This window comes from Paenibacillus sp. J22TS3 (assembly GCF_018403205.1).
Lineage (GTDB): Bacteria > Bacillota > Bacilli > Paenibacillales > Paenibacillaceae > Fontibacillus > Fontibacillus tuaregi.
Genome location: NZ_BOSF01000006.1, coordinates 228,918 through 245,804, shown reverse-complemented (window position 1 = coordinate 245,804; position 16,887 = coordinate 228,918). Strand labels below are relative to the sequence as shown.

General features: G+C 52.1%; 14 protein-coding genes. 4 read left to right on the top strand and 10 right to left on the bottom strand.

Going from position 1 to position 16,887, the window contains the following annotated elements; all coding sequences use genetic code 11:
• Positions 1-58 precede the first annotated feature (58 nt).
• The 7 genes from KJS63_RS19460 to KJS63_RS19430 form a co-directional block, all read right to left on the bottom strand.
• Positions 59-1,300 (bottom strand): ABC transporter substrate-binding protein, encoded by a 1,242-nt coding sequence (locus tag KJS63_RS19460; RefSeq protein WP_213620720.1) that lies wholly within the window; start codon positions 1,298-1,300, stop codon positions 59-61.
• A 444-nt stretch (positions 1,301-1,744) separates the two neighbouring features.
• Positions 1,745-2,977 carry an iron uptake transporter deferrochelatase/peroxidase subunit gene (gene efeB / locus KJS63_RS19455; RefSeq protein WP_213620647.1) on the bottom strand — a complete coding sequence of 411 codons (1,233 nt, stop codon included), beginning with the start codon at positions 2,975-2,977 and terminating at the stop codon, positions 1,745-1,747.
• A 17-nt stretch (positions 2,978-2,994) separates the two neighbouring features.
• Entirely contained in the window at positions 2,995-4,173 is a 1,179-nt protein-coding gene (gene efeO, locus KJS63_RS19450) for an iron uptake system protein EfeO (RefSeq protein WP_213620646.1), read from the bottom strand.
• A 40-nt stretch (positions 4,174-4,213) separates the two neighbouring features.
• On the bottom strand, positions 4,214-5,710 hold the full coding sequence (locus KJS63_RS19445; protein ID WP_213620645.1) for an FTR1 family iron permease: 1,497 nt from the start codon (positions 5,708-5,710) through the stop codon (positions 4,214-4,216).
• A gap of 131 nt (positions 5,711-5,841) precedes the next feature.
• On the bottom strand, positions 5,842-7,224 hold the full coding sequence (locus KJS63_RS19440) for a HAMP domain-containing sensor histidine kinase (RefSeq protein ID WP_213620644.1): 1,383 nt from the start codon (positions 7,222-7,224) through the stop codon (positions 5,842-5,844).
• On the bottom strand, positions 7,221-7,934 hold the full coding sequence (locus tag KJS63_RS19435; RefSeq protein WP_213620643.1) for a response regulator transcription factor: 714 nt from the start codon (positions 7,932-7,934) through the stop codon (positions 7,221-7,223). The genes KJS63_RS19440 and KJS63_RS19435 overlap by 4 nt, the downstream gene beginning before the upstream one ends.
• A 343-nt stretch (positions 7,935-8,277) precedes the next feature.
• Positions 8,278-8,898 (bottom strand): undecaprenyl-diphosphatase, encoded by a 621-nt coding sequence (locus KJS63_RS19430; RefSeq protein ID WP_244862685.1) that lies wholly within the window; start codon positions 8,896-8,898, stop codon positions 8,278-8,280.
• A 207-nt stretch (positions 8,899-9,105) separates the two neighbouring features.
• Here KJS63_RS19430 and KJS63_RS19425 point away from each other — a divergent pair, with 207 nt between their 5' ends.
• From KJS63_RS19425 to KJS63_RS19410, 4 genes are all read left to right on the top strand, one after another.
• Entirely contained in the window at positions 9,106-9,954 is an 849-nt protein-coding gene (locus tag KJS63_RS19425; protein ID WP_213620641.1) for a DUF6492 family protein, read from the top strand.
• A 19-nt stretch (positions 9,955-9,973) separates the two neighbouring features.
• Complete coding sequence (locus tag KJS63_RS19420) at positions 9,974-11,284, top strand: sugar phosphate nucleotidyltransferase (protein WP_213620640.1); 1,311 nt, start codon at positions 9,974-9,976, stop codon at positions 11,282-11,284.
• A 298-nt stretch (positions 11,285-11,582) separates the two neighbouring features.
• On the top strand, positions 11,583-12,434 hold the full coding sequence (locus tag KJS63_RS19415) for an alpha/beta fold hydrolase (RefSeq protein ID WP_213620639.1): 852 nt from the start codon (positions 11,583-11,585) through the stop codon (positions 12,432-12,434).
• Positions 12,435-12,507: 73 nt separating this feature from the next.
• Positions 12,508-13,674: a trans-sulfuration enzyme family protein gene (locus KJS63_RS19410; RefSeq protein ID WP_213620638.1), complete on the top strand. Its 1,167-nt coding sequence runs from the start codon at positions 12,508-12,510 to the stop codon at positions 13,672-13,674.
• 106 nt (positions 13,675-13,780) lie between these two features.
• Here KJS63_RS19410 and KJS63_RS19405 read toward each other — a convergent pair whose 3' ends face one another.
• The 3 genes from KJS63_RS19405 to KJS63_RS19395 all read right to left on the bottom strand — a co-directional run bounded on the left by KJS63_RS19405 (position 13,781) and on the right by KJS63_RS19395 (position 16,779).
• Positions 13,781-14,956 carry a cation:proton antiporter gene (locus tag KJS63_RS19405; RefSeq protein ID WP_213620637.1) on the bottom strand — a complete coding sequence of 392 codons (1,176 nt, stop codon included), beginning with the start codon at positions 14,954-14,956 and terminating at the stop codon, positions 13,781-13,783.
• Positions 14,957-15,195: 239 nt separating this feature from the next.
• On the bottom strand, positions 15,196-15,480 hold the full coding sequence (locus tag KJS63_RS19400) for a hypothetical protein (protein ID WP_213620636.1): 285 nt from the start codon (positions 15,478-15,480) through the stop codon (positions 15,196-15,198).
• Between the two features lie 18 nt (positions 15,481-15,498).
• Positions 15,499-16,779: an ArsB/NhaD family transporter gene (locus KJS63_RS19395; RefSeq protein ID WP_213620635.1), complete on the bottom strand. Its 1,281-nt coding sequence runs from the start codon at positions 16,777-16,779 to the stop codon at positions 15,499-15,501.
• Positions 16,780-16,887 lie beyond the last annotated feature (108 nt).

Below are 16,887 nucleotides of genomic sequence, written 5' to 3'. Positions count from 1 at the left end.
CCCCTGAAAAAACGGGAGAAAGGAACTGCTAAACCTTTCTCCGCTCATGTATGCTCAATTATTTACGGTTAGCGACTTTGTCCCACTCGGTATCCAGGGAATTCAGATACGCATCCACGTCTTTCTTCTGCAGGAAGCCTTGGATAATCGTATCCACCTTCATTGCACCCGGAATATAGTGGTCGGCGAAGTCGGCCAGGTTGCCCTGCTCGAAGGATGGCTTAAGATCGGCCACACTTGGGTCATCCTGGGTCACACCCTGCACAGCCGGGAATGCCTTCTGCTCCGTGATGTACTGCTTCACATTATCCTGCTGAAGAAGGAAGTCGATGAATTTCTTGGCCTCTTCCTTATGCTTTGAGCTCTTGGATACTGTCAGCAAAGTGTCCACGCCGGACACCAGCTTGTTCTTGGCCGGATCATTGGTAGCCGGGAACGGGAATACGCCAAGCTCAATGCCAGGATTCGCCTTCTGAATTTCCGGAATGGCCCATACGCCCTGCAGATACATGACAGACTCCCCTTTAGCAAAAGCCACGTTACCGTCGTTGTAGCCTTTACCGTACATATCCTTCTGACCGAAGGAGATCAGCTGCAGCTGCTTGTCAGCCACTTCGCGGAATTTGTCTTTAAAGGTTACCGTCCCCTCTTTACGCTGCTTGAAGAAATCAAGTCCAACAACCCCCGGCTCCAATCCGTTGAATGGGATCAGCGTTGTCCAGGAATCCTTCAGGGTCAGGTAGAATGGGGTTTTGCCCGCATCCTTGGCTTTCTGAGCCACCGCCATGAACTCATCCCACGTCTTAGGCACCTCTAGACCAAGCTCTTTGAACAGAGCTTTGTTGTAGATGACCCCGTTCGCGTTCGTTGAGAACGGAATTCCGTTCAGCGTGCTTAGCCCGGTCTGAGCCTTGAGCATTTCAAGATAGGCAGGCTGAATGTTCTTGGTCAATGGATCACTCGTAAAGTCTTCAAACTGACCGCTCTTAGCCAGTGTGGAATACGTATCCGTCGCACCCAGTCCGATTACATCCGGGACCTGCTTTTTGGCCACGCGGGTCTTCAATACGGTCTCCGCATCGGGGGGATTAACCTGAGTTACCTTAATGGTTGGATTCGCAGAATTGAATTTTGCAATCAGCTTGTCAAAGGTCGCTTTGGCCTCGGTCTTATTCTGGAAGAACTCAATTTTGACCGTTCCCCCGGAGGCTCCGTCATCGCTCTTGGAGCCGCAGGCGCTCAGCATAGACACAGCTAGAACACTAGCTACCAGTGGTAAAATTACCTTTTTCATTTTCATCATGAGATCCCCCTGTATATAGTTGATGTATGACTGAGAGTGTGACAGAGAAAACGTTTACCTTATACTTAAAAAAATAATACTCGGAAGTCCTACCTGTGTTCCCTTTATTAACATTCGTTCCTATTCCCCAGCTTGTGAACTTAAACCGCTTTCACAACTCGCTTTGAAAAGACGGTCTATCCAGGGCTCAAATCGTATTCATCAAATTAAGAGCAGAAGCTGCCTTGATCCAACACCGCCTTCATGGATTAATAAAGTAAACGTTTACTCTTAACGAATAAAAAAATGGCATCTAACCAGTTCCACGCTTTTTATGGCTAAAGCTAGGAGGGTTGCAGCCTGTTACGTAAACGCTTACCTAGAATATAATCGTGTTCGTTCTCTTTGTCAATATTCACTCAAAAAAAATCCCCTACCCATTTCCTGGATAGGAGATAATCTTCATCCTTCAAGAATGCTTTGCCCGATATACTGGCCTTCGCGCAGGCCGCCCGGGCAGGCAAACATCCCGCTTGCGACATGGGATGTATATTCGTTCAGCTTGTCGCTGGACTGCATCATGCGCAGCATTGGGATGAACTGCTGATCGGGGTTTTTCTGGTAGCTCAGAAACAGCAGCCCTGCATCCACATTCCCTGTACGCGGGTCGATCCCGTTGGTATAGGAATATGCCCTGCGGTGAATGCGCTGCTTGCTCATCTTAGCCAGGTGAACATGGGAAGTAGCCGGCATCTGTGAGGCATCGGCAGCGTCGAACTCACCGGACTTCCCGTAAGCTGCACCGGACTCCTTGTATCTTCCGAACGTATCCTCCTGGTCCTTCAGAGAAGTGCGGTCCCACACCTCCAGCAGCATCCGGATCTTCCGGTAGGCAAGATACGATCCGCCTTTCATCCAGGCAGGCTCCCCTTCTCCGGCCCATATAACCTCATCATAGCCTGAGGATGAATCATGCTCACTATTGGCTGTGCCGTCCTTGAAGCCGAACAAATTGCGCGGAGTCTTGCCAGGTGTGGCGCTGATAAAGCCTTCCTGCAGCCATTTCACCGTCGCATATCCGGTGGACATGCGGATCAGATTACGCACAGCGTGAAACGCCACCTGCTGGTCTTCCGCGCAGACCTGAATGCACACATCACCGCCGGACAGGGAAGCATCCAGGCTCTCGCGGGGCATGCGCGGAATATCCTTCAGATAGCGCGGAGCTTTGGCTGCGATGCCGAAACGGTCCTTGCCCTCTTCCCGGAAGAAGGAAGGGCCAAAGCCAAATGTAATAGTCAGCTTCGCCGCCGGAAGATCCAGCGTCTCCCCCGTATCGCTTGGCGGAAGCAGGGCATTGTCCCCCGTCTTCATCGTTCCTCCCGAGGTGCTGAGGTCACAGAACTTGGTCCAGTCCTTGAACAGACGGATCACGGATGAACGGTCCGATCCCGTCAGCTGGAAGCTGGCAAGGTACATATATGTCTGCTGAGGTGTAACAATTCCGGCTTGATGTTCTCCATAAAAGGGGATACGCTCACCCTCGGCGGAAGCAGTCTTCGCCTGATCCGGTTTGACGATTCCTGCGATCGCCCCTACACCGGCCGCGCCAAGAGCAATTCCTGTCCCCGCGATTGCCGACAGCTTCAGGAAATCGCGCCGTGACACACCTTCCTGCTTTGGTTTGTGTTTCATATTCTCTCCCCCGCCGCTTACAGAATGCTTGCCGTCTGGGTCATCAAGGTTGAGAGCTGGCTCAGCTGGTCACTGATCTTGCGGATTTGTTCCGTGGACAGCTTGTCGTAAGTTACATATTGTCCGTCTTTCTGGTGCCCGCGCAGAAGCTCCTCCGTAGCGAGGAATTGCTTATCAATCTGGCTGGCCAGATCCGGATTCTTCTCATTCAAAGCCGGGATAATAGCCAGGTATACGGTCTTGGACCCGTTCACATTGGCGGCAAGATCGACCAGATCGGTACGGGAATAGATTTCCTCTTCCCCTGTAATCTTCGAGGTCGCCGCTTCATTAAGCAGCTCAATTGCTCCAGCAACCATCATTTTCGGCTCAAGCTTCAATTCCTTAATCTTCTTCTGAAGCTCTTCCGTGTCCTTGATCAATTGATCGGCATATTTGTCCTGACCGGCCAAGGAACCATCCTTCCACAGCGCCTTCTCAATACGGTGGTACCCTGTCCATGTCTTCTCATCTTCAACATCAGCCAGGCGCGCGTCGATCTTCGGATCCAAATCGCCAAAGCTCTCCGCAATCGGCTCAATGGTCTCGAAGTAGACACGTGCTTTGATATACTCCTGTTTGGCCTGTTCCACATTGCCAGCTTTCACTGCAGCAGCGAACGCTTTGGTACCTGCGGCCAGGTTGTCGGCCTGCTCATCCACAAATGCTTTATAATTATCTACAGCTTTGTTCAAAATTTCGGACGTATTAGCTGTGCTAGGCTTGGCATTCTTAAGCTGTTCAAGTGCTGTGTTCAGCTTGTCGGCGTTACCTTTCAGCGAATCAAAGTCAATCTTATCGTAAGCAGAGGCTGAGAAAATCGGCATTTCATACTTCTCCACCTCGGTGTATTCGAGTGGAAAGGTCTGGCGGACCGTATTCTCAAAGCTCAGCCACAGGTCGTTAATAGATTTACCAAGCCGTTTAACCTCAGCGGCATCCTTCTTCCCGATCGCCTCCTGAAGCTTGGCCACTTCCTCCTGCAGCTTCCCGGCATCCCCTGCAACCGCGTTCTTGCCGTCAGAATTGTCTGCTGGCTGCTGGCTCGCAACCTGTGCTGCAGGTGCGGCTTCCTTCGTGTCGGCCTGGCCGCAAGCACTTAGCAGGAGCACACTGGCTACTGAAATTGAAGCTGCTGTAGTAAGACGTTTGAACATAATTAGAATCCCCCGTTATTAGTGGTGTCTGAAGCACCGATTATATAGTTTGAACCTTTGTGCGTTTACTGGATGTGCGATGAGCCAGAAGCACTACTACGGCAACCAGCACAAAGATCAGCTGTGGAAATGTGCTGTACCAGGAAGGATACAGACTGATGCCTGCATACTCCGGCAGATATTCATGCACCGTTGATGGCAGAACGCCCGCCATTTGCAGGCTGTGGATGCCTGAGCCCATAAATTTGAAGCACAGATAAAAGACAATCACACTTGAAGCCAGAAAAACCGGTCTTACCGGAAGACGGGTTCCCGCCTTTACGATCACCACGGCACATAGTGCAAGTACCCCAAAGCCAGCGGCTATCCCTCCAGCCAGGGCCGTGCCCGGCATCTTGCCAACCATGCCGATCAGGAAGATGACCGTCTCCAGGCCCTCACGCACGATAGCAAAAAACGCAAGCAAGGCTATGGAGAACATCTTCCCTCCGGATAGAGCCTTGGAGCTCTTGCCCGCCAGGAACTGCTTCCAGCGCTGCACATCGGCATTCCGGTGCAGCCAATAGCTCACATAGAGCAGCAGGAAGCTGGCCAGAACCCCGGTCCAGCCGTTGATCAGGGAGTTATTTCTCCCGAATGCGCTGGAAGTCAGGAAGAAAGCAACGGCGAAGCCAACGCCGATGCAGGTCAGCAGCCCGGCGGCCGATCCGCCGATAACCCAGCGGCCCGCCTGTTTGGACCCTGCCTTCTTCGAGTACATCAGCAGCGCTCCTACTACGAGCAGCGCCTCCAGGCCTTCTCGGATCGGGATCAACGCCGCATCAACCCACGTATATTGGGCATCCGCAAGCGGAACCAGTCCATCGATCATACGGTCGATGACGGTCTTCACCTGCTGCCGCTGCTCCGGGCTTGCGATATAAGCGTCCAGCAGAACCAGATCTCTCTCGGTGTTGCTGTACACCGTGGCCGATTTGCTGACGATATCGCCTTCAACCGTCAGCCACTGCTGCTGAAGCAGCTTCACTTCCGAAGCGGCCTCCGTCCATTTCTGCTTTTCTACCAGATCCGCGGCCCCTCTAAGCTTCAAAATATACGCGCTTAAGGTCATCTTCTGCTTGCCGTCATTGCCAACATAAGCCCCATCGCGGTAGTTGATCAGGGAGAACTCCAAGGTTCCCGCCTTCTCCAGCGCTTTGCCGCTGTCCTTGCTCAGAATGGCCAGCGAGATCCCCGCGATCTGCCCTTCAATTTCCAGAGACATATTCAGCGAATTACCCTTCACCTCAGCCTTGTTCGCATTCCACCATTTCTTGATGGGACTGAAAGCGGCTGCGGCCTGCTCCAGATCTCCCTTTTCAAGATAGGTCTTAAGATCATCCGTGTGCTTCAGCACATCCTCAATCGTGGTTCCCGTCTTGGCTCCAGCGGCTGCGGCCGATACCGGATGCACAGGCAGCAGTACGCTTCCCAATACAACACAGACACTGAACACCATGAGAAGTACTCTATGTATGCGCCATCCTGTGTCCTTCATGTCCCCAGCTCCCCGTTTATAGCAATCGTTCGATTTCCAAAATTTAAATGATAATGATTCTCATTATTACGAAGGTAATTATAAAAGAGAAAGCCCCGTATTGTCAATACAATAGGGGCTGGGGCTTTGGCCTATGACTGCGACTGTGAAGCCAACGGAAGAAACACGTTAACTACAGTGCCTATATTCTCTTCACTATGAATCGAGATGGTCCCGTTGTGGCGTTCAACCAAATTTTTGGCGATGGACAGGCCGAGTCCTGTTCCTCCTGTTTTCCGGTGTCTTGAGGAATCCACTCTATAAAACCTTTCGAATACCTTGTTAAGCTCCTCCTTGGGAATCCCTATGCCATAATCCTGTACCGTGATCAGACAACCCGCCCTGCCTGTGCCGGATTCGGTATGGGCTGCGAGTTTCAAGTCCACTTCATTCCTGCTGTACTTCAGCGCATTATCGAGCAGGATCAGCAGCAGCTGGTTAATTTGGGAAGGATCGGCCTCAAGAATAAGATCCTCTGCCTCGTATTCCACCTTTATTCGCCGGTTGTATACTTTGTTAAGATGACCCGCCGTACTTTGGGCCAGCTCCACAAGGTCCATCCGCTCTGGAGCATGTCCGGTTTTGTTCTCGGTTGAAGCGAGATTCAGAAGCTGTTGGGTCAATCCCTTCATTCGGACGGCTTCCGAATAAATATGATCCGCCGCTTCCCTGCCCTTGGCCTCGTCCTTCAGCCCCCACCTGCGAAGCATATTGGCATATCCCTCAATAATCGTCAGCGGTGTCTTCAGCTCATGCGATGCATCCGAGACGAACTGCTGTTGACGCATAAAGCTCGTCTCCAGCCGGTCGATCATCCGGTTGAATGTACGCCCCATCATGCTCAGTTCATCCCTAGCTTCCGGCTTAACGGGAATTTTGCGGAACTCCAGACTTTGCTCGATCACTTCCATAGTGGAGACCATTCCGGAGATTGGCCTGGATATCCACTTGGACAAGTAGCTGCCTCCCACCAGGCTCAAGCCTATCGCCCCCAGGCTGGCAAGCGCCAAAATCCAAATCAGAATACTGATGTTATTCTGAATTGATCTGAGATTCTCGGCCATTTCTATTGTACCGGCCACCTGACCAGCAGATATGATGGGAGTACGAACTGCAAGGACAATCCCTGTGGTCTGATAATACAATTCGGACTCCGGCTGGCCTACAGCCTCTTTCTCAAAGGGAAGAATGTCATTATCGTTCTGAATCAATTGGCGCTGCTTCCCTTCATTGTCCAATACCCGGACAAGTCCCTTGTCAGGCAAATAGCTTTCCAGCCAGCCGCCCTCCCCGCCTTTGAGAAGCTCCGCCGCATCCGCCTTGCTCAGTATATTCTCAATCCTTTCCATCAATAGTTCCTTTTCGTTCTGGGTTGTAATCCGCATAAAAGAGTAGAATACCGTTACGTTAAAAGCCAGCAGAATCCCCACCAGCCATAAGGTGGTAAGCAGAACAACCTTCTTTTTAATGCTCATTCTTCCGTCTCCCGGATAGAGTAACCTACCCCGCGATGGGTATGGATCAGCTTTTTGCTATAGGGGTAGTCCACTTTTTTGCGCAAATACCTGATATACACGTCGATCACGTTCGTGTCTCCCACGAAATCATATCCCCACACCTTGCTAATAATCTGCTCCCGGGTCAGAACCTGATTGCGGTTCTCCATCAAATATACAAGAAGCTCGTATTCCTTCGGGGTCAGCTCGATGCTGTCCTTCCCGCGGGTCACCTTTCTCATCAAAGGGACTACTGTAAGGTCCCCGATGGAGATCTCAGGGAACTCCTCCTGAGCATCTGTCTGCCCGGCAGGCTCCCCGATTCTCCGGTTGCGGATACAGGCCCGGATTCGGGCAAGGACCTCCTCAATTTCAAAGGGTTTGGTAATATAGTCGTTGGCCCCGGAATCAAGCCCGCTCACCTTGTCCGGCACAGCATCCCGTGCGGTTAACAATATAACAGGGGTAACCTCGTCTGTCTGGCGAAATCTCCGCAGGACTTCCGTCCCGCTAAGCTCCGGCAGCATAATATCCAGCAGAATGACACTCCAGGTGCCGCTTAGCCCAAGAGCCAGACCTTCCCGGCCTGTGGAGGCCCTAGCCACCTCGTACCCCTCATAACCAAGCTCCATTTCGAGCAGACGGGCAATTTTGTCCTCATCCTCAACAATCAACACTGTCTCTTTCATCAACCGTCATCCTTTACCCTGGAATAGCTGCATTATATCTATACATGTGCAAGCATCCCTCCGCCTTGAGAGCGGAAGGATGGTATGTGAGGTTCTATTCGATTGGTCCATGCTGATTGATCCATGTTTAATGCTTCCATATATTTGTAATGGCGCTCACATTCTTACTCTCCCCAAGTGGAGACAGACCATACATGTCCTCTATGGTGCGCAGCACACGGTAGTGGCTGACATTACCTGAGTACTTGCCGGGCAGAATCCCCGCGCAATGACAGGATCATTTTTATACTACGCTTATTGGTCATAGATACGGGCCGTTTCCGGCCATCATCCTCCTTGGGTTTTACCGCGTAATCTGGGCTCTGCTTGACGGCTTGTCCGAAGCCGGTTTGGGCCAGACTTTTATTTCAAACCTTTCATAGACCTGAATGGCTAAAGTCTGAAGAGCCTGCATCAGCTTGAATTTACGGAAAATCAGGTGAACAAATGCCGCCAACCCTATACCTAGAGCAGCTCCTGCAATAACATCCGTTGGGTAATGAACCCCCGTCCATACCCTTGACACTGCAATAAGGGCGGACAGAGCGAGCCATATGGCCCCTTCTTTCTTCCGGTAGCCCCATATTGCGGCCGAGACAGCAAAGGCCAACGTGGCATGGTCACTTGGAAACGAAGCATTGGCAGGATGGGCAATGAGCTGGATGACATGGTGGCTGACAAATGGACGGTCCCGGTACAGAAAATGCCCGAGCACCGCACTGATCCCCACGCCCATACAAGCCGCCAGAAGCACCTCCGTGATCATTCTCCGGTTCGATTCCACCCTTATAAACCAATATACAATTACCCCCAGGATTAATATATACTGCGCATCCTCCGCAAGAAATTTCATGATTGGGTTAAACATAGGCGCACTTGCGGCCAAATGGTTGATCTTCTCAAAAACGGTATAATCCAAATTCACAGGTAGCCGCCTCTTTTCTAATTCACTCATTTCGCAAAGATAAGCCTATCATCCCAATCTTATAGCCAGATGAGAGAATTATGAGAATTGGATGAATATCCGGCAGCCCGGCAGACAAATACACAAGCGGGGGGCGGGTTCGCCGCATATCTTGGACTATATGAAATCCAAAGTCCCACATCCAATTTTAGGAGGGAATGAGCTAGAGTGACTACTGCCCTGCGTGACACGCAGACCCACATCGATGTGCTGATCCCGGCTATTGAGAAGGATCTGGGTACCCTGCCTTTTGTCATTGATGGCCTGCGTAAATATGTTAACCATCCGATCGGCACCATCTACATCGTGTCCCCATCCAGCACTGCCATCCGCCAGTTGTGTCGGAAGAAGAACTGCACCTTCGTAAATGAGAACACCGTCCTGCCAATTACAAAGAAGGATATTCATTACCGCTCCAAAACCTGGGAGCGCTCAGGCTGGCTCTTCCAGCAGCTGCTGAAGCTCAGCGGGGATAAAATCTGCCGGAACCGGCACTTCCTGGTGACTGACGCGGACACGGTACTGATCCGTCCCCACACCTTCTTCCACAACGGAAAGACCGTATTCTACTACCGGAAATGGAGCCACCCCGAGTACTTCCGCATTCATACCCGGCTGCTCGGTCAGAAGGCCGCCTCACCGAAGTCCTTTGTCAATCACTATATGCTGTATGATTCCGTCAAGCTGGCCCGTATGAAAAGAAAGATTGAATCCAAGTGCGGCGTAAGCTGGCACGCAGCCATTCTGGCTAAGCTGAACCGGAAGAAGCAGTTCGGCTTCTCGGAATTTGAGACTTACGGCAATTTCGTATATACCAACTATCCCGGAACGGTCCTGCTAAAGCCCTCATTGAACAAAGAGTTCAAAAAGTCCATTCATGCCGTTCCCGCCTCACTTCGGCAGCAGCTGTCCGGATCGTACCGATCCCTGTCTTTTCATAAGCGAGGCGGGTACTCCCTGCGTTCCAAAGCGACCAAACAAACTGTAAGGCCGCCTATCCTACCTCTTCAACTATAACTATGGGAGGTGCTTACACTTGAAGCTAATCCTGCTCTCCGGCGGTTCCGGCAAAAGACTCTGGCCTTTGTCCGGTGAAGTCCGCTCCAAAGCTTTCCTGAAGCTGCTCCCTGCCCCGGATGGGGGCCGGGAATCCATGCTGGAGCGGGTGGTCCGGCAGCTCACGGCTGCGGGCCTGCTGGAATCTACGCATATTATCACACATTACAGTCAGCTTGAGCTCATACGAAGCCAGACCGGGGACAAGGTCCCCATCCTGACCGAACCCCATAAACGAGGAACCCTGACAGCGATTGCCCTGGCCTGTGCGCAGCTGCAAGCTCAGCCCGGGGCCGACCCGGAGGAGGTCCTGCTGTTTATGCCGGTCGACCCCTATGTGGAAGCCTCCTTCTATGACCGGCTTCGGGAGCTTCCTACCGTTCTGCGGACTTCCGGCGCAAGCCTGGCCCTTCTCGGAACGCGGCCAGCTTCTCCTTCAACACAGTACGGATATATCGTGCCGCAGGCTGGGGAGCCCGGTCTCCCCTACTATCCGGTTGCCCGCTTCGTAGAGAAACCGGAGCCTGAGCGTGCAGATCAGCTGCTCCAGGAGGGGGCGCTGTGGAACTGCGGTATCTTTGCTTTTACGCTCGGATTTATCACCCGAACCTTGCAGGAATACGGGCTTCCCATCGACCCTGAGCAGCTGCTAGAGCGGTATGAGAGCCTGCCTGAGACCAGCTTCGATAAGGAGATTGTAGAGCATACACCTGGCTCCATTGTTGTTCCGTACGAGGGAAGCTGGGAAGACCTTGGAAGCTGGGAAGCGTTCACGCGGCATCTGGGCGGCAGGCAGCTCGGTATCGGGAGCGTTTCTACTGATTCCCTGAATACACATCTGGTTAGCGAGCTCGACAGGCCGATCCACATTATCGGACTATCCGACCTTATCGTGGCCGCAAGCGAAGCTGGCATTCTCGTCTCCTCCAAAGCGGACAGCAGCCGCATTAAAGAAATTCTTCCGGGAGACTCAGCACACGGAAAAGGGACGCCCTTCGGCTGGGGAAATCTTGAACTGCTGAGCCCGGAGGAGACTGATGGGCAATCTGAACGCTACCTTTACCGCTTGAAGATTCTACCCGGCTGCCGGTATACCTACGAGTCTCTTCCAGGACATCAGACCGGCGCCAAACACCTGTGGATTATCTTATCTGGGGCAGGGCTTGCAAAGATCGGAGGACAAGACCGGGAGCTTGCCCCTGGCGTAGTTCTAAGCCTGGACGACAGGGAGCTTGAGTATATCCAAGCGCGCCAATCCGGGATTGAGGCCATTTGCGTGCAGATGAATTGAACTTTAGAGGCTGGTGGGAGCGGGCGCTCGTTCCCGGAGCTTTTTTTTTCGATCGCAAACCGAACTCTTGAACAGAATTAGGAGGCCGTCTTCAATGGCGGTCCCTTCTCTTTATGTTCCTGTGTCATAAGATCAGCTGCTCTAAAGCTGCTGTGCTAGCTGCCTCACCTAGTACGGAAGCGGAATAATCGGTTATAGCTGAATATTCCCGTACGCCCTGTCTCTCATCTGCTAAGATCAATTTGAAAATACCGGAAGATCACAACAAGCTGATCTGCCAAAGGAGAGGGCTATACATATGAAAAACAACGGAATCCTTACTGCCGATGGGTTTGAACTTGCCTACCGTATTGAGGGGAGCGGCCATCCCGTGCTCGTAGTCGGAAGCAGTCTGTATTATCCCCGGCTGTTCTCCAAAGCTATCCGTGAGCACTTGAAGCTGATCTTTGTCGACCACCGTGGATTTGTGAAGCCCCCGGCGGATATGAAACCTGAAGATTACGGAATAGACCGCATCCTGGATGATATCGAACGATTCAGGCAGGAGCTTGATCTTGAGCGCTTCAGCATTCTTGGCCATTCTGGACATGCCTTTCTGGCTGCGGAGTATGCAGTTAAATACCCTGAGTATATCGATAGGGTTATCTTGTTGAATTCGGCCCCGACGAACAGCCCGGCGCGGCAGGAAGAGAGCCAATCCTTCTTCTTGCAGACTGCCGATCCAGGCAGACTGGGCAAATTTGAGAAGGATATGGCGCTGCTCGCGAAGGATTTGGAACAGGAGCCGGAAAGACGCTTTGCCCACCTTCTGATCCGAATGGGGGCTCAAAGCTTCTATGACTACCACTTTGACGCGTCCTACATGTGGGAAGGTGTATACACCAATATGCCGGTAATTGACCATTTATGGGGAGAAGCCTTTGCGAACATCAATCTGTATGACCGGCTGCCTATGATCTCTAAGCCTGTATTCCTTGGGCTTGGCAGGTATGATTATCTGGTCGCTCCACTGACACTTTGGGATGGAATCGAGCACAAGCTGGGGCAGATTACCAAAGTGGTCTTTGAGCGAAGCGGCCATAACCCGATGTTTGAGGAGGCGGTGCTTTTTGACACGGTTCTGCTCAAATGGATGAATACCCCCGAATAATTCACGTGGAATAAGCTGACACTCTTACTAAAATAAGACCGCTACGGTCCAGCTTATGATAAAGGTGACGCTTATGGAAAACCCGGATGATATAATGACGTGCCTAAGATTCACAGATGAGGAACACCGCTTCCTGCATGCCGCCGTACCTCCCATTTACGAGACAGGCCCGTTCTTTTTTGACTCCTATGATGCTTACGCCGAAGCAGCCAATAATGAGATGAATCACTATGTCTATTGGCGGGGAACGAATCCAACGGTCCAAATTGCCGAGAATATGCTGGCTGAGCTGGAAGGCGGAGAAGCTGGCAAATGCTTTGCATCAGGGATGGCCGCGATCGGCGCTGCCCTGCTGTGCAGTGTCGGTGCCGGAGACCATGTAATCCTGATTGGACATGTCTATGAGACTTCGGCGACGCTCGTCCAATATCTGGCCAAATTCCATATCACATATACGACAATCCACTCCGTGTCAGTTGAGGCGGTTGCCTCAGCTATCGAGGACCGGACTAAGGTTATCCTGATGGAATCTCCTACATCATACACCTTTGATTTAGTGAATATCCCAGAGATCACACAGCTGGCAAGGAGCAGAGACATTCGAACCATCATTGACAACTCCTGGGCCACCCCGCTCTATATGAAACCGCTGCGGCTCGGTGTTGATATTGTGGTGCATTCGGTATCCAAGTATCTTGGCGGGCATAATGATCTGGTTGGAGGGGCCATGATCGCCTCCCGCGACATCATTAGCCGCATGTTCACTGAAGAATTCCAGCTGATGGGGGCATCTATGGCTCCTTTTGAAGCCTGGCTGTTGATTCGGGGACTGCGTACGCTTCCGCTCCGGATGAAGGCCCATGAACAGAACGGGCTTGAAATTGCCCGTTACCTGGACAGCCATCCAGCTGTCTCCAGGGTAAATCACCCGGGTCTCCCCTCCCACCCGCAATATGAGCTAGGACGCAAGCTTCTGCGTGGTTATTCGGGATTGTTCAGCTTCGAGCTGAAAGCGCCCGGCTATGGGGGGATACGCTCCTTCATGAACAAGCTCAAGCTGTTCCGAATCGGTGTATCGTGGGGAGCTATGGAGAGCCAGATTATCTCACCAAATTACGGCTACAATGAATCAGCGTTAACGAAACAGCAAATGCCGTTGTCGCTGGTCCGGCTGGCTGCCGGGCATGAGCCGGCACAGCTCTTGATTCAAGACTTGGAGGAAGCATTGCGGTATTCATAGCAGAGACAGATTCAGACAGGACAGGTGCACAAAATGCCGTTCCCACACAAGCCTCCCCCTATAAATTGACCAGAGCTCCATCTAAATTGGTCTCGGATGATTAGAATCAGCTGGCTCCCGTCTCCTTAGCACGGCTGCTGAGGGGCCGGACACTTTTCTCCTCACGGAAGAAAAGCTTCATCAGCGGGGGTGTGACCAGGGTTGTAACGAGCACCACAATCACGAGAACCGACATCATCTCAGGAGCCAGCAGCCCTGCCTCCTGACCAATTGCCGCAATAATGAGGGCGACTTCACCGCGGGAGACCATAGCTGCCCCGATCCCCAGCGCGCTTCTCCAGCCGAAGCCGGCAGCCTTGGCACCCAAAGCAGACCCTCCCAGCTTGGTTAGGACAGCCAACACACTTAATCCCGCAATAAGGCCCAGCTGAGAGGAAACTCCGTCAAAATCCACATTTACCCCGATACTTGTAAAGAAAACCGGTACAAAAAAGGCGTAACTGATCGTCTCCACTTTCCCGGTAACTTCATGCTTAAAGCCCGTCAGGCTGATGGATACACCTGCGATATAGGCTCCAATGATGGCGGCTACTCCGGCATATTCGGCCAAATAGGCAAAGCCGAAGCAGAGAATTAGCGCAGCGGAGATGACCGTCTCCGAGACTTTGAGCTTCGCAAAGCGGCGCATAACCCATGGGACAAGCTTCCAACCGCACAGAATAGCAATTGCAAAGAACGCTATCTTTTTCAATATGACGAGACTCAAGTTCACATCCCCGCCCGCCAGACTCATCAGAAAAGCCAGCGCAATAATGACAAGCACATCATCAATGACGGCCGCCCCAAGGATCGTAGTTCCCTCCCGGGTCTGTAGCCTGCCCATCTCCTTCAAGGACTGTACGGAAATGCTTACACTTGTCGCCGACAGGAGCAGACCGAGGAATATAGCATGAAGGGGAGCCATATGAAGAAGCAATCCGGCTCCATAGCCCAGAGCAAGCGGGGCTGCAATTCCGGCTATCCCCACGTAGGCCGATGCCTTCCCCGTTCTCTTGAATTCGTCGGTATCTGTCTCAAGCCCCGCGATGAACATGAGCAGGATCACGCCGATTTGGCTGATTTCCTCCAAAATATTCGTTCCCTTAATGAGCCCCAATACGGCTGGGCCTAACACAATGCCGACCAGCAGCTTCCCAAGCACAGCCGGCTGTCTGAGCTTCACACTCAGATCTCCAGCCAGCTTGGAGGCCAGCAGGATTAACGCAATTTCAAAAATTAACATGATAAATTCCTCCCTATCATCGAGCACAGTATTGAACATTTTGCAGCATACAGTCCCTTGCGGATACAACAAGAGCCCGTTACCACGGGAACTGTGAATAGACACAGGTATCCCTTGGTGACAGGCTCCTCCAGGCAATACATATAAAATTTTAATGACTTCCTCTAAATGAGGTTATTCCACATATCTCAACACCTAATCCCTGCGCCGAAGTTGAAATTAATCAATTGACCGGCGAATTAATCTTCCCTCCATTCCAGACTCCGGAGCAGGCGTGCCTTCCACATCTCGGTCACGAAATCCACATAATGCTCCTGGCGTACAATAACCTTGTATTCATGGCCCGCGTAAGCGTAAAACAGCACATCAGTATAATCCTTGTTATCATCGAACACATGCTGGACCAATCTAAGCCGATCCAGGTACGGCTGCTCCTGGTGAAGCTTGATGTTGAACTCGGTGTCACTTCCGTCCCGAGTCTCCGTGATATCCAGAACCTCAGCATCAAATTGATAATTTATCATTAGACACAACTCCCTTCCTTACATCAAGTAACGAAGATAAATGTAAATGCTGGACAGCACAATAGACAGCAGCATTAAAGGCAGCCCCATCTTGGTGTAGTCCATGAACCGGATCGGATGCCCTTCCTTGCCGGACAGGCCAGCTACGATCAGGTTCGCGCTCGCCCCGATCAAGGTTCCGTTGCCCCCGAGGCATGCCCCCAGCGCCAGGCTCCACCAGAGCGGCTCCAGGTTCTGCACTCCCATCTGCCCCATCTCCTGAATCATTGGAATCATGGTGGCCACAAATGGGATATTGTCCAGGAACGCCGACGCTATGGCGCTGAGCCACAGGATCAGCATGGAGGTGGCCAGCGGGTCTCCCCCCGTCCACTTGATCGCGCTTGCCGCCAGCTGTGCAATGACCCCCGTCTCGACCAGGCCAGATACGAGCACGAACAAACCAACAAAGAAGAAGATCGTTGTCCACTCCACCCGACTGAGCGCCTTCTCCATCGTGTGCTCTCCGGTCAGCAGCAGGAGCAGAAATGCGCCAGCCAAAGCTACCGTAGCAGATTCAAGATGCAGGGACTGATGCAGGAAGAATCCGAGAATCGTCAGCCCGAGAATGACCAGGCACTTGCGGAGCAGCTTATGATCGGTGATCAGCTCCGAATTGTCGAGCTTCATGAGACTTTCCTTCAGTTCCGGTGTGGTCTGGATCTTCTTGCGGAACATCCAGACCAGAATTGGAATATACGCGAGCATAATGATGACCACGATCGGGGTCAGATTGGAGATAAATGACATGAAGGTGAGCTCCTTCACCGCAGAACCGATCATAATATTCGGCGGGTCCCCGATCAGCGTTGCAGTGCCCCCAACATTGGAAGCGATAATTTCGGTGAATAGAAACGGCACCGGATTCACCTTGAGCTGACGGGTGATGCTGAACGTGACCGGCACCATAAGCAGAACGGTCGTAACGTTGTCTAAGAAGGCGGAGCCAAATGCGGTGATGAGGCCGAGTACAATCAGGATGCGCACCGGCTCGCCTTTGACTTTTTTTGCGGCCCAAATGGCAATATACCTGAACAACCCGGTCTCTGCGGTGATGCTGACCATGACCATCATACCTACCAGCAGTCCCAGTGTGTTGAAATCAATATGATGCAGGGCCGTCTCCTGGTTGACAATCCCAAACCCGACCATGAGCACGCCGCCCAGCATGGCGACGATGGTCCGGTGAATCTTTTCTGAAATAATCAGTGCATAAATAACTAGAAAAATGCCAATTGCCCAATAAGCCTGCTGATCCATAATTCCCTCCCACGGAGTAGAGTAGTTCCCTGTCTTCTTGAGCTCTCCTATACCGAAAAAAGACAAAAAGAGCCCGCTGTTGGCAGGCTCCTCCGGTGATCTCCGATA

Coding starts and splice junctions, on each gene's coding strand:
- KJS63_RS19435 (WP_213620643.1), bottom strand. CDS start 7,934: ATGAAAGAGACAGTGTTGATTGTTGAGGATGAGGACAAAATTGCCCGT.
- KJS63_RS19395 (WP_213620635.1), bottom strand. CDS start 16,779: ATGGATCAGCAGGCTTATTGGGCAATTGGCATTTTTCTAGTTATTTAT.
- KJS63_RS19440 (WP_213620644.1), bottom strand. CDS start 7,224: ATGAGCATTAAAAAGAAGGTTGTTCTGCTTACCACCTTATGGCTGGTG.
- KJS63_RS19410 (WP_213620638.1), top strand. CDS start 12,508: ATGGAAAACCCGGATGATATAATGACGTGCCTAAGATTCACAGATGAG.
- KJS63_RS19460 (WP_213620720.1), bottom strand. CDS start 1,300: ATGAAAATGAAAAAGGTAATTTTACCACTGGTAGCTAGTGTTCTAGCT.
- KJS63_RS19400 (WP_213620636.1), bottom strand. CDS start 15,480: ATGATAAATTATCAATTTGATGCTGAGGTTCTGGATATCACGGAGACT.
- KJS63_RS19415 (WP_213620639.1), top strand. CDS start 11,583: ATGAAAAACAACGGAATCCTTACTGCCGATGGGTTTGAACTTGCCTAC.
- KJS63_RS19405 (WP_213620637.1), bottom strand. CDS start 14,956: ATGTTAATTTTTGAAATTGCGTTAATCCTGCTGGCCTCCAAGCTGGCT.
- efeO (WP_213620646.1), bottom strand. CDS start 4,173: ATGTTCAAACGTCTTACTACAGCAGCTTCAATTTCAGTAGCCAGTGTG.
- KJS63_RS19445 (WP_213620645.1), bottom strand. CDS start 5,710: ATGAAGGACACAGGATGGCGCATACATAGAGTACTTCTCATGGTGTTC.
- efeB (WP_213620647.1), bottom strand. CDS start 2,977: ATGAAACACAAACCAAAGCAGGAAGGTGTGTCACGGCGCGATTTCCTG.